General features: G+C 42.4%; 11 protein-coding genes. 8 read left to right on the top strand and 3 right to left on the bottom strand.

The genetic code is table 11. The features are described 5' to 3' along the window. Window positions 1–215 precede the first annotated feature (215 nt). The gene (locus C9J12_RS04910) at window positions 216–1,979 is read right to left on the bottom strand and encodes a DEAD/DEAH box helicase (protein WP_107241919.1); all 1,764 of its coding nucleotides are present in this window, start codon (window positions 1,977–1,979) and stop codon (window positions 216–218) included. 297 nt (window positions 1,980–2,276) lie between these two features. On the opposite strand from C9J12_RS04910, the gene arsB reads away from it, so the two are divergent. The 3 genes from arsB to arsA are packed head-to-tail and all read left to right on the top strand — an operon-like array spanning window position 2,277 to window position 5,518. Next, window positions 2,277–3,344 carry an ACR3 family arsenite efflux transporter gene (gene arsB, locus C9J12_RS04915; RefSeq protein WP_107241704.1) on the top strand — a complete coding sequence of 356 codons (1,068 nt, stop codon included), beginning with the start codon at window positions 2,277–2,279 and terminating at the stop codon, window positions 3,342–3,344. 10 nt (window positions 3,345–3,354) lie between these two features. Continuing rightward, window positions 3,355–3,729, top strand: a complete 375-nt coding sequence (gene arsD / locus C9J12_RS04920) for an arsenite efflux transporter metallochaperone ArsD (RefSeq protein WP_107241705.1) — start codon at window positions 3,355–3,357, stop codon at window positions 3,727–3,729. Window positions 3,730–3,745: 16 nt separating this feature from the next. Then, the gene (arsA, locus tag C9J12_RS04925) at window positions 3,746–5,518 is read left to right on the top strand and encodes an arsenical pump-driving ATPase (protein WP_107241706.1); all 1,773 of its coding nucleotides are present in this window, start codon (window positions 3,746–3,748) and stop codon (window positions 5,516–5,518) included. Between the two features lie 122 nt (window positions 5,519–5,640). Here arsA and C9J12_RS04930 read toward each other — a convergent pair whose 3' ends face one another. Then, complete coding sequence (locus C9J12_RS04930) at window positions 5,641–6,135, bottom strand: GNAT family N-acetyltransferase (RefSeq protein WP_107241707.1); 495 nt, start codon at window positions 6,133–6,135, stop codon at window positions 5,641–5,643. A 309-nt stretch (window positions 6,136–6,444) separates the two neighbouring features. On the opposite strand from C9J12_RS04930, the gene rsuA reads away from it, so the two are divergent. The 4 genes from rsuA (at window position 6,445) to C9J12_RS04950 (ending at window position 11,322) form a co-directional block, all read left to right on the top strand. After that, window positions 6,445–7,143, top strand: coding sequence for a 16S rRNA pseudouridine(516) synthase RsuA (rsuA, locus tag C9J12_RS04935; protein WP_107241708.1), 699 nt, complete (start codon window positions 6,445–6,447; stop codon window positions 7,141–7,143). Between the two features lie 311 nt (window positions 7,144–7,454). After that, the gene (locus C9J12_RS04940) at window positions 7,455–8,645 is read left to right on the top strand and encodes a Bcr/CflA family multidrug efflux MFS transporter (RefSeq protein ID WP_107241709.1); all 1,191 of its coding nucleotides are present in this window, start codon (window positions 7,455–7,457) and stop codon (window positions 8,643–8,645) included. 93 nt (window positions 8,646–8,738) lie between these two features. After that, window positions 8,739–9,392 (top strand): DUF2913 family protein, encoded by a 654-nt coding sequence (locus C9J12_RS04945; RefSeq protein ID WP_107241710.1) that lies wholly within the window; start codon window positions 8,739–8,741, stop codon window positions 9,390–9,392. A 337-nt stretch (window positions 9,393–9,729) separates the two neighbouring features. Continuing rightward, window positions 9,730–11,322 carry a BCCT family transporter gene (locus C9J12_RS04950; RefSeq protein WP_107241711.1) on the top strand — a complete coding sequence of 531 codons (1,593 nt, stop codon included), beginning with the start codon at window positions 9,730–9,732 and terminating at the stop codon, window positions 11,320–11,322. Between the two features lie 358 nt (window positions 11,323–11,680). On the opposite strand, the gene C9J12_RS04955 is transcribed toward C9J12_RS04950, so the two are convergent. Further along, window positions 11,681–13,141, bottom strand: a complete 1,461-nt coding sequence (locus tag C9J12_RS04955) for a DUF2867 domain-containing protein (protein WP_107241712.1) — start codon at window positions 13,139–13,141, stop codon at window positions 11,681–11,683. 229 nt (window positions 13,142–13,370) lie between these two features. On the opposite strand from C9J12_RS04955, the gene C9J12_RS04960 reads away from it, so the two are divergent. Further along, the gene (locus C9J12_RS04960) at window positions 13,371–14,738 is read left to right on the top strand and encodes an MATE family efflux transporter (RefSeq protein ID WP_107241713.1); all 1,368 of its coding nucleotides are present in this window, start codon (window positions 13,371–13,373) and stop codon (window positions 14,736–14,738) included. Window positions 14,739–14,983 lie beyond the last annotated feature (245 nt).

Here is a 14,983-nt window from a genome sequence, read left to right on the forward strand (position 1 = left end):
GCCAAGTGTATACCTGCCATATACCTATGATAAAAGTCGTTTAGATCATAACGATGAGGAAAGTTATGAACAGGAAGCACCTATTTATAATTATAGAGAATCTATCAGAAGCCGATATATGAGATAACAAGTGAGTTAATTCAACGTTAATTTAGTACTGCGAACATTGGGTACCTACAGTGCCCAATGTTCAGCTTTTTACCCTATAAAATAAGCTATGACGCGGTTGGTACTTCGACTTTTTGGTATTGGTCTAAATCAAACAGCTTGTCTCGGATAGCCCAAAAGCGACCGCTCTTTCTAGCGATAACAATTTCTGGTGGGCGTAAGCGGTGTTCGTTATTTGCCACTTTTGTTGGCGCTGTATCGGTAAACGGACGATGGCGATCAACAAGGTGAGGATTAATGAATTTCTTCAAAAAATTCTCTTTCTGCGTTTTGTTTGAAAGTGGCCATACTTCGCTAATTTCAGCCCCTTCATCACTCACATAAATTACTTTAAGCTGGGGTTTATCAAATTTGTTTTTGCCTGGCTCTAAACGAAAATCTGTACACTTCATGATCATGGCATCTTTTAGCTTTAATGCATCACGCAGCTTTTTGTCTGGATCAACCATTACCGCATTACATTGATGGCAACGACGAGCCGCTATATCGTTATCTGCGCCACATTCTTCACAATATTTAGCACGGAAACGATACCCACACTCTTCACGTTCGCCTGTGTCATCGTCTTCAAAATAACCTTGGCAACGACGACCATAATGTTCAACCAAAAATCCAGCTGGATCGAGCTTACCCCAAAAGCTGTTATTAAAACCGCAAGCAGGGCAGGGAACCATAATCACTTCACTGTCGCTGTTGGGCTTAGGATCGCCGACTTCAGGTTGATACAAGTCGTAGCAGTTACCTGCATATTCCAATATTAAGCAATCTTCTTTACCTTCAGATAAGCGCAAGCCGCGTCCGACTATTTGCTGATACAAGCTGATGGATTCTGTTGGGCGTAATATCGCTATTAAGTCGACATGTGGGGCATCAAACCCTGTTGTGAGTACAGATACATTCACAAGGTATTTAATTTCTTGGCGTTTGAACGCATTAATGATGCGATCGCGTTCATCTAATGGCGTATCGCCAACAACCAATGCTGCATTTTCATGAGCAAGATAACCAAGAATTTCTTGAGCATGATTAACGGTAGAAGCAAAGATCATGACACCTTTACGATCTTTTGCATAATCAATCACTTGCTCAATAATCATAGGTGTAGCACGAGATGATTTTTCGATAATACTGTCTAGATCTGATTCTCGATAATTACCCGATGCAGATGGCGTTAAGCTAGAAAAGTCATACCCGATAACCGCCATATCCATCACTTTGGGCTCTGTTAAGAAGTTTTCATCCAACAAGTAGCGAATAGGTAGCTCGAAAATGCAATCACGAAAGAAGCGTTCTTGTTCAGTTTTTACTTGCCCACGGGTGTGGTATTTATAAATCCACCCAGTACCCAATCGATAAGGCGTTGCCGTTAATCCTAAAATTTTAATGCCAGGGTTAATACTTTGAACATGAGTGATTACACGGCGATACGCGCTATTTTCATCATCAGGCACACGATGGCATTCATCAATTACCAGTAATGAAAATTCATTAGCAAACAACTCTAAACTATTGGCCATGGATTGCACCGAGGCAAATACAACTTGTTGATCTGTTTCTTTTCGCCCTAATCCTGCAGAGAAGATAGAGGCTTTTAGGCCATAGCTCTCATATTTCGCATGATTTTGTTCAACAAGTTCTTTCACGTGCGTTAACACTAATACTCGACCACGAGCAATACGTGCTAATTCAGCCACGACAAGGCTTTTACCTGCTCCGGTAGGTAATGCTAAAACGGCTGGGCTGGTGTGTTTACGAAAGTAATGAACAGTCGCTTTCACGCTGTCTTGTTGATAAGGACGAAGGGTATACATAAACTCGATAATGCACATAAAACAGGTTATCAGTGTAACGATAAATAAGGCGGATGGCGATAAGAAAGCAGTGCTAAGGTGGCGTAAGATATTGAGGAACTATGGAAGTGAATGAAGATGATACTGATAGTCTTTGAGTCGCAACTATCGTTAATCGTCAATTAACGATTGATCCAGTATGAGAAAGGCGTATATTAATCGTTAAAAGGCGATTGCCTTATATTTATTTAACATTAACAATCGTATTTCGACGATTGACGATTGACGATTGACATTCAAGTTCTGAGTGAGGCTCATATGCAACCTAAATTAGGTTTTCTCGATAGATTTTTAACATTGTGGATATTCATAGCGATGGCTGTGGGTGTTGTTTTGGGTGTTTCTTTTCCTGATGCTATTGCGAGTTGGAATACATCGTTGTCGGTTGGTACAACGAATGTACCGCTAGCGATTGGTCTTATTCTGATGATGTACCCACCATTGGCAAAAGTGAATTACAGCTTAATGGGCAAGGTATTGGAAGATAAAAAAGCCATTACGTTGTCACTTGTGATGAACTGGTTAGTCGGTCCGATTTTGATGTTTGCGTTGGCAGTCATCTTTTTAGGTGATCACCCAAGTTTAATGACGGGCGTCATTTTAATCGGTTTAGCGCGTTGTATCGCAATGGTACTTGTATGGAATGACATAGGTGGTGGCAATAAAGAATACGCTGCGGCATTAGTGGCACTGAATAGCGTGTTCCAAATCGTGACATACAGTTTCATGGCGTGGCTATTTATAACAGTACTGCCACCTTACTTTGGCGTTAAAGGTCAATTGGTTGATATTTCGATTGGTGAAATTGCAAAAAGTGTCTTTATTTACCTTGGTATTCCGTTCATTGCTGGTTTTCTTAGCCGCAAGGTATTGGTCGCGAAGAAAGGGGAGCAGTGGTACACCGAGAAGTATATTCCTGCTATTTCACCCATTACGTTAATTGCGCTATTAGCCACCATCGTTCTGATGTTTAGCTTGAAAGGTGAGATGATTGTTGAATTACCAATGCAAGTGGTGCTGGTGGCTGTTCCATTGGTTATCTACTTTGTATTGATGTTTTTGATCAGCTTTTTTACTGCGAAAAAGATGGGGGTGCCATTTGATAAGAATGCATCCATAGCATATACCGCGACAGGTAATAACTTTGAATTGGCGATTGCTGTATCCATCGCAGTGTTTGGTTTGAACTCACCAGAAGCATTTGCAGGGGTTATTGGTCCACTGGTGGAAGTACCAATACTGATTGCGCTTGTGAACTTTACGTTGAAGATGAAGAAAAATTACGTGACCAAAGGTCAAGTGCAAACCAATAACGCGAATAGCTAGGAGTAATAAGATGAAAAGTATTCAAGTATTTGATCCATCGATGTGTTGTTCAAGTGGTGTCTGCGGGACGGATGTTGATGCATTACTCGTGGCTTTTTCTGCCGATGTAGATTGGCTAAAAGCGAAAAATGTGGACATCGAGCGTTTTAATTTGGCGCAACAACCAATGGCATTTGTAGAGCATGCTGCCGTGGCAGGATTTCTAGAAACAGCTGGTGCAGAAGGTTTGCCACTGACATTAGTGAACGACCAAGTTGTATTGACAGGACGCTATGCCACACGTGAGGAATTAACGCGTTGGGCAGGGCTTAACGTTACTGCTTCTGAAACGTCAGTGGATGTATCTACTTCAACATCATGCTGTTCATCTTCATGTAAGTGTTAATCAAAAGGGCTGTGTCATGATTGGATTTTTACATACCCCTCCACCGTTTCTGTTTTTTACGGGTAAAGGCGGTGTCGGCAAAACATCACTGGCGTGTGCTTCGGCATTGGCGTTAGCAGAGCAAGGCAATAAAGTGTTGTTAGTGAGCACTGATCCGGCTTCGAATGTCAGTCAAGTGTTCGATACCCAAATCGGTAATCAGATCACCCCGATTCAACATGTCGAAAATTTGTCCGCTATTGAAATTGATCCACAGGCAGCTGCACAGGCATATCGTGAGAAAATTGTAGGTCCAGTGCGTGGTAAGTTACCAGAAGCGGTCGTCAACAGTATCGAAGAGCAGTTATCTGGGGCATGCACGACTGAGATTGCCGCATTTGATGAATTTACGGCCCTGCTGACTGACAAAACCTTGCAAACAACGTATCAGTATATTGTGTTTGATACCGCCCCAACTGGTCACACTATTCGCTTACTGCAATTACCGGGTGCTTGGAATGAGTTTTTAGAGCATGGGCAGGGGGATGCATCTTGTTTAGGCCCACTGGCTGGGCTTGATAAGCAGCGTGAAAAATATGCGCAAGCAGTGGATGCATTGTCAGATAAGGCGCAAACGCGTTTGATTTTGGTGGCACGTGCACAAGCATCGACGTTACAAGAAGTCGCGCGAACGCATGTTGAGTTGGGGGATATTGGTTTAAAAGAGCAGTACCTCGCGATCAATGGCTTATATCCTGAAGCGGCTATCGACAATGATGCGCTGGCGTTGGCGGTGTATCAGCGTGAACAACATGCGCTGGTAGCGATGCCTGAAGGCTTGCAGCTACTACCACAAGATAGATTACCTTTGTTATCGAGCAATATTGTGGGCTTAGATAGCTTGCGTGCTTTAGTCTCAACCTCGGTAGAGAGTGTCAGTGAGTCGTCAGCGTCTGACGTTACGACGATCCAACAGGATGCCTACCCGCATCTAAATACTTTGGTGGATGAACTAGCTGAAACCGGTCATGGTTTAGTGATGCTGATGGGCAAAGGTGGGGTAGGGAAAACCACCATTGCTGCGGCATTGGCAACAGAACTGGCCTTACGGGGTCACGATGTGCATTTGACCACCTCCGATCCAGCTGCGCATTTGAGTGAAACATTAAACGGTTCGTTAGCGAATTTAGAGGTGAGCCGTATTGATCCTGAGGTTGAAACCCAGCGTTACCGTGATCGCGTGATGGCGACCAAAGGTAAAAACCTGGATGAGGCAGGCAAAGCATTACTGGAAGAAGATTTACGTTCACCGTGCACAGAAGAAATTGCCGTGTTCCAAGCGTTTTCTCGTGTGATTCGTGATGCGAATAAGCGCTTTGTGGTGATGGATACCGCGCCAACTGGGCATACTTTATTGTTGCTTGATGCGACAGGTGCTTACCATAAAGAAGTGTCACGCCAAATGGGTGACAAAGGCATGCAATTCACGACGCCGATGATGCAACTGCAAGATCCGGCATTAACTAAAGTCGTGATTACCACATTGGCAGAGCCGACACCGGTACAAGAAGCGGTGAGTTTGCAAGCCGATTTACAACGTGCAGGAATTTCACCGTGGGCGTGGGTCGTGAATCATGCTTTGGTACAGGCGCCACTGACAGCGCCATTGATGCAAGAAAGGGCGGCACAGCAACTACCGTACATTGAAGCTGTACAAGCTCAGCACAGTCAACGATTGGCGGTGGTACCATTACAGCATGTTGAGCCGGTTGGTACCGAGGCATTGCATGCACTCTGTTGTGCATCGTAATTAACGGGAGTTTGCTTGTAAGGTGATTTAATGGTCTTGCTACAGCAGTAAATGACAAAGGCACATCCTATGATGCGCCTTTGTCTTTATGTACGGGTAATCAATGTTGTAGTGTCGTAAGACTATGACGCGATGTTCAATGGTACTTCGCTTGGAGTAATGACTTTTGTCATCATACAAAACTGCCGACGAGGAACAAAATCATGTCTTTCATAGAAGCTACGAGCACCAGCGTTACCGATATTTACTTCTAAGGACAGCGCATGGATTCCTGATTGCGCTATTTGATGTTCAATTTGTGGAATTAACTCAGTACCTATACCTTGTTGGCGCCAATCAGATTTTAGGTAAAATTGGTCGATAAGCCCAACACGTCCACCGTGCTCAAGGCTAAAACTGTAGCTGACGATGATATGACCTGCGATGATTTTCTCACCTTCATGTTCAACTTCAATCAACCATGCTTGCCCAAGTTCCGGGTTGCTAAGTAGTTGGTTAACTGCATGATTAGTCTGCTCTATTTTTTGAGGTAGAGCTTCATATGCAAAAAGTTCTTCAATGAGTTTCATTAGCACGTCTACAGACGACGAGCTCGGCGCAACAAGAGATATATTCATATTAGACCTTTGTTATAAGGCGTATCATTATTTTGATTAGTAACCAGTATTACTCTTTTTTGGTTCTTGAGTAACGTTAGTAGCATACAGGTTATACGTAACAACTGTGTCATGAGTCTATTGTTATAAGACCTATATATGACAAAAATGTTCAGCTTTTTGAGCTTAGTTATAGATCGTAAAAAAAGGTGAAAACTTTGTCTCAAAGAATTGAATTTCACTTAGTTCGTTAAAATTCGTAAGTTTTTAATGCAAGTTAGACGCGAGCTTTTTATAATGCCGTCCCTTTTGATACATGCGGAGCCAGTAATGAGGCTTGATAAATTCTTAGCTACCACTTTAGGTATTACTCGTAAAGAAGCCGGTAGACTATTAAATAACAAAATGATTGAAGTGAACGGTGACGTTGTTAAGAGCATTTCACTGAAGATCACCGACGATTGCGATGTTGAATTTAATGGCAAAAAATTAACCTTACAAGGGCCGCAATACTTCATGCTGAACAAGCCAGAAGGTTTTGTGTGTTCGCATGTTGATGACCATAACCCAACAGTGTTCGTTTTGTTCGATGAAGTAAGCCCTGAAAAAATGCATGTTGCAGGGCGTTTAGATGGTGATACAACAGGGTTAACGTTATTAACCGATGATGGTCAATGGTCACACCGTGTGACTTCTCCTCGTCATGTTTGTGAAAAGGTATACCACGTTGAGTTGGCAGATCCTGTTCCTGAAGAAACGATTCAAACGTTTTTAGAGGGCGTTCAGCTACGCGGTGAGAAAGACATTACTCGTCCAGCTAAATTAGAAATTTTAGGTGAGCGTGAAGCAATACTGACGATCACTGAAGGTAAATATCACCAAGTTAAGCGTATGTTTGCCGCTGTAGGTAACCGAGTTGTTGGTCTTCATCGTGAGCAAGTAGGTGCTGTTGTTCTAGATGAAAACTTAGAACCAGGTGAATACCGTCGCTTAACAGACGAAGAGATTGCTTCTTTTCTGAAAAAGTAATGTATTGAGCTAAAATCGAAGGCATAACGTAGGCTTCTTATCTTGTTATGCTTTTTTATAACGTGTACCTAAGTTATCTCAAGATCACTCTGAATCCTGTATCTTGAGCTCGCTTGGGTATAACGTTAATTGAGTATCGTGATGTTTAGTGTTTTTCGTTACGAATATTCATGAATATTGAGTAAATCTGCATAAAATAGAAACTTATCTGTTCCTAATAGGAAAGAATAGAAAACATCAATTCATCGTACAATAACTTTTTTATCTTCCATTCTGCTGTTTTCTCGATGGCATATACAAATAGTGAAATTATGACCCAACAAGACAGTCAACGACTGAGCCTGCAACTTATTATTATTTTGGGTGCGATTGCGGCGTTAACCCCGCTTGCTATCGATATGTATTTACCTGCGATGCCTGCGATCGCTAAAGATTTGATGGTATCTCCAAGCTTAGTTCAAGCTACATTAACCGCTTACACTGCTGGTTTTGCTATCGGACAATTACTACACGGACCATTAGCAGACAGTTATGGTCGTCGTCCAATTCTTATCATTGGTATTATATTCTTTACTATTGCTGGGGTGATGAGTGCATTAAGCACAAATATTCATGAACTTATGTGGTTCCGTGCGGCACAAGGTTTTGCGGGTGCCTCTGCTGCCGTGATTATTCAGGCCTTAGTACGTGATATGTTTGAGCGCGATGAGTTTGCTCGTACTATGTCTTTTGTTACGTTGGTAATGACGATAGCGCCACTTGCAGCACCAATGATTGGCGGTTATATGTCAATTTGGTTTGGGTGGCGTTCTATATTCTGGTTGCTCGCGATATGTGCCGTATTGGTTATTATTGCTGTGGTATGGAAAATTCCAGAAACACTGGCGGTTGAAAAGCGCTTACCTTTCCATATTGGTTCAACGTTCAGAAATTATGCCAAGCTAATGACCACACCAACGGCTGTTGGTTTGGTATTTTGTAGTGGTTTCTCTTTCGCTGGTATGTTTACATTTCTTACTGTTGGCTCGTTTGTTTATATCGATATTTACCATGTTAGCACCCAAAACTTTGGTTATTTATTTGGCCTTAATGTGCTTTGCTTAATTTTGATGACAAGCATAAACGGCCGAATGGTGAGAAAGGTAGGCTCACACTGGATGTTACGTTTCGGTTTGAGTATCCAGCTTATTGCCGGTATCGGGCTTATCGTTGGGCAGGTGTTTAATCTTGGCTTGTGGGGCGTCGTAGTTCCTGTCATGCTTTTCGTGGGTACTATCTCGATCATTGGTAGTAATACCATGGCATGCTTATTATCTAAATACCCGCATATGGCAGGTACAGCATCTTCATTAGCCGGTACATTACGTTTTGGTACGGGTACCGTGGTAAGTGGTATTGTCGCCTTATTACATAACTCGACTGTATGGCCGATGGCAGCGACAATGGCACTGTGTGCTGTATTATCTGCTGCGTTTTACTGGTTACTAGCAAAAAATGCATAACCCTTAGCAATGCAGTTGAATCTAAAGCCTAAGATATAAAAATGATATGTGCTTAATCACAGCCATGATTAAGCACTTGTACAAAGGAATAACATGGCAATTTTCTCTCAAGAAATCTATAAAGTGGTCACAATTGGCTTGAATGCGCTGGAATCATCACAAGCATCAGGTAAAACACCGCGAAACCCAGTAAGTGAAGCGCATTATTTGAGTGCGTGGGTGACAAAAGCGCTTAAGCAGCAAAGCTTTGATCGTAGCGTTGTAAAAACCTTGATGATGTGGCAACAACAAAGCCGCAGTATGGGGAAAAACGCCCAACTGAAATTGAATTTTGAGTGCTTAGCAGAAACATTTTCGGGTGTAGTAAATGCTGAAGGTGAAGAAAAGCGTGTAACACACACAACACTTCAGGGGTTTTATGCTGCGCTAGAGCACGATGACTGGCTTATCACTAAAGAGTTTGAAGTAAACCGTAAGGTGACACACTTTACAGACGGACAGGCATCATTAGTTGTATGTAGTAATCAGCTTCAGAACGCCTTTGATGAGCAGGGTGAATTGGTAAAACCATTATCTTTGTATGTGCGAGGAAACATTCAACCGTTCATTGATCTTGCATTTGCATCTGGCTTGCTACTTTTTAAAGTGACAGATTACAAGTCGAAGGTGAAGTATCACGGAGAATTTGTAATATACCCAGCTAATAATGGTGAGCACCTACCAGAACTGCCAACACGCAATTTGTAAGTGTGAATTCATTAGAGTACAAATCAAAATGGACCCAATAGGGTCCATTTTTTTTGCTTTTTTATTACCAATCCCTGGTTGTATTTTAAGCGCTGGGCGGGTGAAAAAACAGGCAGTTTAGGCGTCAAGGCAGGGTGATAAGTGTGAAGTGAGTTAACTTGTTAAAGTGATGGTAATGAGTACTCTAACTACCTGATATTGAAGATGGTTTGAATTGTCGTGGAATACTATTCACGGATTAAAATCGCTTAGTGACTAAAAATAAACGTATTTTTCACTGGAACAATCCTGATCATGCTGTTAATGTGACGCCCCTCACACACACCGTGAGTATTTTATGCAAAGCAATGCATGCCAAATTGGCAAAGATATTACAGCAACATCAAGTACAACAAAGCGTCGTATTGACGGTAAACTCGTTCCAGCACTAACGATTGGCTTTATCAGCCTTTTCTTATTAGCTGCCCTTATTGATCTTCCTCGTTTTACACTCTTAATCCAAGAATTATTCTCAGCAGCAGCCGGACAATTTGGCTTCTGGTGGCAGTGGCTAATGGTTGCTAACTTTGCCATTGCACTATGCATCGCAGTAAGCCGCTACGGAAAAACCCGTATGGGTGTTGAAACCAAACCTACTATTGGCACATTTCGCTGGTTAGCGATGATCATGTGTACGCTATTAGCGGGTGGTGGTGTTTTCTGGTCTGCGGCCGAACCTATTTATCACTTCATTACACCGTCACCAAGCTACCCTGGTATCGTTGGTTCTACAGCTGAAGCTGTTGTTCCCGCATTAAGCCAAAGCTTTTTACACTGGGGCTTTTTAGCGTGGTCTGTATTGGGTACCTTAGCAACGATCGTATTGATGTATGCACACCATAACCATGGTATTAAACTGCGTCCACGTGCATTGTTGTTCCCGTTAGTTGGTGACCGCCTTGAAAACCATTGGTTTGGTGCTGTTATCGATGCATGTTCAATTATTGCAGTAGCTGCAGGTACGATTGGTCCAATTGGCTTCTTAGCATCACAAATGGGCTATAGCCTAGAAGTGCTTACTGGCATTAAAAATGACAGTAGTACTCAGCTAATGATTTTAGGTGCAGTTGTTTCTGTCTGCGCTATATCTGCAGCATCAGGTATGGACAAAGGTTTACAGTGGCTAAGCCGTTTGAACGTAATCGGTGCGTTTGCTTTGCTACTAGCTATTCTTATTCTAGGTCCAACACAGTTTATTTTCGAACAATTTGGTAACGCGTTCGCTGGTTACTTACAGCACATGCCAACGATGAGTTTGACTAACAGCACACCTGGGTGGAATGTATGGTGGACATGGTTCTTCTGGGGCTGGTTCATTGGTTTCGCTCCTATGATGGCAATCTTTATTGCGCGTATCTCAGAAGGCCGTAGTATTCGTGAGTTAGTATTGGCTGTTGCTGTTGGCGCACCGATTGTAACTAACTTCTGGTTTACCGTATTGGGTGGTACAGGTATCTTCCTTGAGTTACAAACTCCCGGAATCATTTCTGGTCCACTAAACGATGCTGGTTTACCTGCTGTACTGTTGGCTTCGCTTCAGCAATTACCATTAAGTGGCATTTTGTTGCCAGCATTCTTGGTATTGACCACAACGTTTGTTGTGACGACTGGCGATTCCATGGCGTATTCTATCGCAATGGTTGTGTCTGGCGATAATGAACCGGACCGTAAGCAGCGTATATTCTGGGCTGTTATTATGGGTGCGGTTGCAGCAGTATTGTTACTTGCTGGTGATGGCGGCTTAAATGCGTTGCAGTCCTTCATTGTGATTACAGCAGTGCCAGTGTCCTTCATCATCGCTGCGACCTTGATAACGGGTCCTATAGCTGCGATTAAAATGACCAAGATGCAGAATGCACGTATTGCTGAGAAAGCATTACAAGCTGCATAATCGGTCACATATCGATTCCTTCTAAGGCATTGATAAAGCGTGAAGAAAAAGAGGCGATAGATTCGCCTCTTTTTTTATACCTGTTATTTATACCCAAGCTACCTCAAGATGCAGGATTCAGAGTGATCTCAGCGTATTTAATTCAAGGAAAATGTGTGTAGGAATGGCATTCCCTTTTAAACACATTTGACACAGAAGTAGATACGCTGAATCACTCCCGAAGGGCGAGTTTTGTTGGGCTCTATGCGGTGTTACTTATTTTCAACTTAGAACGACTAGGTCTATAAATAAGTGCCTTGCCTAGAGCCCAACAAATTCTCGCTGAAACGAGCATCTTGAGGTAACTTGGGTATATTAGTTAAATAGTTTCATGATTACCAGTTTGAGCTTTTGCTTTACAGCGCTTCACAAGGGCATAAGTCATGCCTCTGAAGATAAACAAATGTGCAGGCATCATGGCGAACCAATACAACAAGCCAGAAAACCCCTCAGGGTGCCACCAAGCGCGAATATCGATTTCTCGATGATCGCCTTTATCTTCAATGGTAAATTCAAGTCGTCCTAGCCCTGGGGCTTTCATACCAAATAATAATGACAGGAATTTATTAGGTACGAGCTTAATGACTTTCCACGAGTCAATCTTATCGCCTTGCTTTAAGGTGTTCGGATCGCGCCGATAACGCTTTAATGCATCACCGCCAATGGCAAAATCCATCCACTCCCTAATTCGCCATAAACTGTTAGCGAAAAAATACCCTTCTTTACCACCCACTAATTGAACTTGACGCCAAAGGTCTTCTGCACTTGCGTCGGTCTTTAATGTATATCCCGCTTGCTTGGGGTAATAGCCGTAACCCGTTTGCCATCGGGCAAGGGCGTCGGGGTCAAACCCCCAAATTTCACTGCGAACCACTTCAGTTTCTTGTCGAAGTGCCTCTTTAACCGCTTCATCATAAGGCAATAGATGTTGAGGGATTAAAGATTGAATCGCAGTACCATCGGCAGATAAATCAAAACGTAATCCACCAATTAATGCTTTTGCGATATTGGTGGGTACAGAGGTGATAATCTTTAACCAGTAGGCTGCCATTGTGGGCGTGAGAAAACTAAGCGGAACAACGCGGATATTTTTCCCCATTAACTTGCCCAACGAACGCATTTGATCTTCATAGGTTAATGGTTCTGGCCCTGCAACATCCATAATTTGATGTCGAGTGGGTTCAAATTTAAGGAGCTCTAATAAGTAGTGGAGTAAATTGTGTAAAGCGATAGGAGAATTACGCGATTTTACCCATTTAGGCGTTAGCATTATCGGCAAGTGGTAAACGAAATCTCGCATCACTTCAAATGCCGCAGAGCCAGGGCCAATAATGATACCCGCACGTAATTCAGTAACCGGAATAGCGCTTTCACGTAAGATTTCACCCGTCACTTTACGTGCAAGTAAATGTTTAGAATCACTCGAGTCAGATTGAAGCGCACCAAGGTAGATAACACGCTTTACGTTACTGAACTTTAACCCTTGGCTAAAGTGCCGAGCTGCCCCCAATTCAATATCGATAAAATCATGGCCATGGTTCATACCATGAACAAGAAAGAATACGGCATCAACACCCTCAAGAAGCGGTTTGAGGTCAGTATCTTTACTTAAATCAAGTTCATGGAGCTCAATATTGGGAATCCCATCCCAGCCTCGCTTTTTCAGTAATTTTAAGCTGCGCCCTGTTGCCTTTACCTTATAACCGCTATTCACGAGTTCTGGTACGAGGTGACTGCCAACATAACCTGATGCCCCGACAACCAGAATTGTTTTAATCATGTAATGCATGCTCCTTGCTTGCAACGGTTGGTGTAAGGAAATGAGATTAAATTATTTTTTGTAATACGCGCAGTTATGCACTTAATTAAGTACATTTAGTTGTTAAAAATCATAGCTATTCAAACTGTAGCGGATAATATCTACTCTGTCTTTCATATTTCTTTAACTTCACACTTCTTATTGACCATCGAATCATTAAGACGGTGATTTACTTCTTGCCGAGGCCCGCATGCTTTCACTGGCATTATCGCATTTACGTGGTGACTTTTTACGCCGCTTGTTACTTATCGCATTGCCTATTGCTTTGCAGTCAATGCTGTTTTCGAGCAGAAGTCTTGTTGATATTTTGATGCTAGGGCAACTGGGTGAATTAGAAGTCGCAGCAATGGGTATTGCAGGCAAAGCGCTATTTGTCGCGGTGATTATGTTGTTTGGTGTTAGCACTGGTGGTGCCTTACTCACCGCGCAATACTGGGGGGCAGGAAACAGAGAAGGGGTAAAGCAAGGCACAGCGTTAACCTGGGTAATGAGCACAATAACGGCTGTGATTTTAGGCTGTGTATTCTTCTGGATGCCTGAAAAAGTGATCGGGTTAGCCACTCAATCGCCAGACGTTATTACGCTAGGAGCAAAATATCTCGCGATTACGTCGTTTAGTATGTTTGCTATGGCGTGGGTTATCAGTATGGCGGTAGGGTTACGTGCGATGCACCAACCTGGTGTGAGTACTTTCTTTAGCGCAATTGGCATTGGTTTAAATATTTTTCTTAACTGGGTGCTGATCTTCGGGAAATTTGGTTTTTCTGAAATGGGGATTGTTGGTGCAGCATGGGCAACATTAATCAGTGGCCTTGTTGAAGTTAGCTTATTGTATGCCTATTTATACTCACGTAAACACCTTCTCGCATTTACGACTAAAACCTTGATTGCAGTCTGTGAGTGGCAGCGGGTTAAACGCTTTTTAAGCTTATCGTTACCCACTACATTTAATCATTTAGCATGGTCTTCAGGTATTTTTGTTTACCACGCGATAATTGGTCAAGCAGGTGTTGAAGGCTTAGCGGCTTTATCGATAATGACACCCATAGAGTCTTTATCACTTGCGATGTTAATTGGTATTTCCAATGCATCAGCCGTTCTGATTGGTAATCAGCTTGGTGCAAACAACATGGAAGAAGCCTATCAACAAGCATGGGCCGTTTCGATATTTAATCTTCTTTGTAGCATCATTCTCGCCATTGGTATGCTATTGATCCAAGATTCAATTTTGGATCTTTTTTCTGCTATTTCGAGTGATACAAGAGAGCTGGCAGAACATTTCTTTGTGATTTTAGCTGTTTCTATCATATTGAAAAGTATACCGATGACAATGATTGTGGGTGTGCTTCGTGCCGGCGGTGATATTCGTTTTTGCTTGTATCAAGACCTGATCGCACAGTGGGCTATAGGCATTCCTGTAACAGCATTTTGCGCGCTCGTGTTGAAGTTACCACTTGAATGGATTTATGCATTACTTGCACTTGAAGAAGTTATTAAATGGTTTGGTTCTACAATTAGAGTGAGATCAAAAGCATGGATGAATAATTTGGTGGCTTAAAGAAAGTCGTCAGTAAACATTGATTCAGAGCAGAATGTTCAGCCATTGATGTTTATGGGTTTAGTTGCATATTTTGGTCGCTATTTATACAAGGTGACGAGAAGTGGAATATTTAATAAAAAATATGTTGATTCAGTGTAGTTTATTCGTTTTATTTAAAGCGAAAATGTAACGTATTACATTTATTTATGACGATAACACGCAAAAGCCTTTCTCGTTGTCTGGCTTTACTGTAAATTTCATTA

This window comes from Photobacterium frigidiphilum (assembly GCF_003025615.1).
GTDB classification, from domain to species: Bacteria; Pseudomonadota; Gammaproteobacteria; order Enterobacterales; family Vibrionaceae; genus Photobacterium; species Photobacterium frigidiphilum.

What these genes read in the sequence shown, in the direction of transcription:
- C9J12_RS04910 (WP_107241919.1), bottom strand. Translation starts at nt 1,979, where the DNA reads ATGTATACCCTTCGTCCTTATCAACAAGACAGCGTGAAAGCGACTGTT.
- arsB (WP_107241704.1), top strand. Translation starts at nt 2,277, where the DNA reads ATGCAACCTAAATTAGGTTTTCTCGATAGATTTTTAACATTGTGGATA.
- arsD (WP_107241705.1), top strand. Translation starts at nt 3,355, where the DNA reads ATGAAAAGTATTCAAGTATTTGATCCATCGATGTGTTGTTCAAGTGGT.
- arsA (WP_107241706.1), top strand. Translation starts at nt 3,746, where the DNA reads ATGATTGGATTTTTACATACCCCTCCACCGTTTCTGTTTTTTACGGGT.
- C9J12_RS04930 (WP_107241707.1), bottom strand. Translation starts at nt 6,135, where the DNA reads ATGAATATATCTCTTGTTGCGCCGAGCTCGTCGTCTGTAGACGTGCTA.
- rsuA (WP_107241708.1), top strand. Translation starts at nt 6,445, where the DNA reads ATGAGGCTTGATAAATTCTTAGCTACCACTTTAGGTATTACTCGTAAA.
- C9J12_RS04940 (WP_107241709.1), top strand. Translation starts at nt 7,455, where the DNA reads ATGACCCAACAAGACAGTCAACGACTGAGCCTGCAACTTATTATTATT.
- C9J12_RS04945 (WP_107241710.1), top strand. Translation starts at nt 8,739, where the DNA reads ATGGCAATTTTCTCTCAAGAAATCTATAAAGTGGTCACAATTGGCTTG.
- C9J12_RS04950 (WP_107241711.1), top strand. Translation starts at nt 9,730, where the DNA reads ATGCAAAGCAATGCATGCCAAATTGGCAAAGATATTACAGCAACATCA.
- C9J12_RS04955 (WP_107241712.1), bottom strand. Translation starts at nt 13,141, where the DNA reads ATGATTAAAACAATTCTGGTTGTCGGGGCATCAGGTTATGTTGGCAGT.
- C9J12_RS04960 (WP_107241713.1), top strand. Translation starts at nt 13,371, where the DNA reads ATGCTTTCACTGGCATTATCGCATTTACGTGGTGACTTTTTACGCCGC.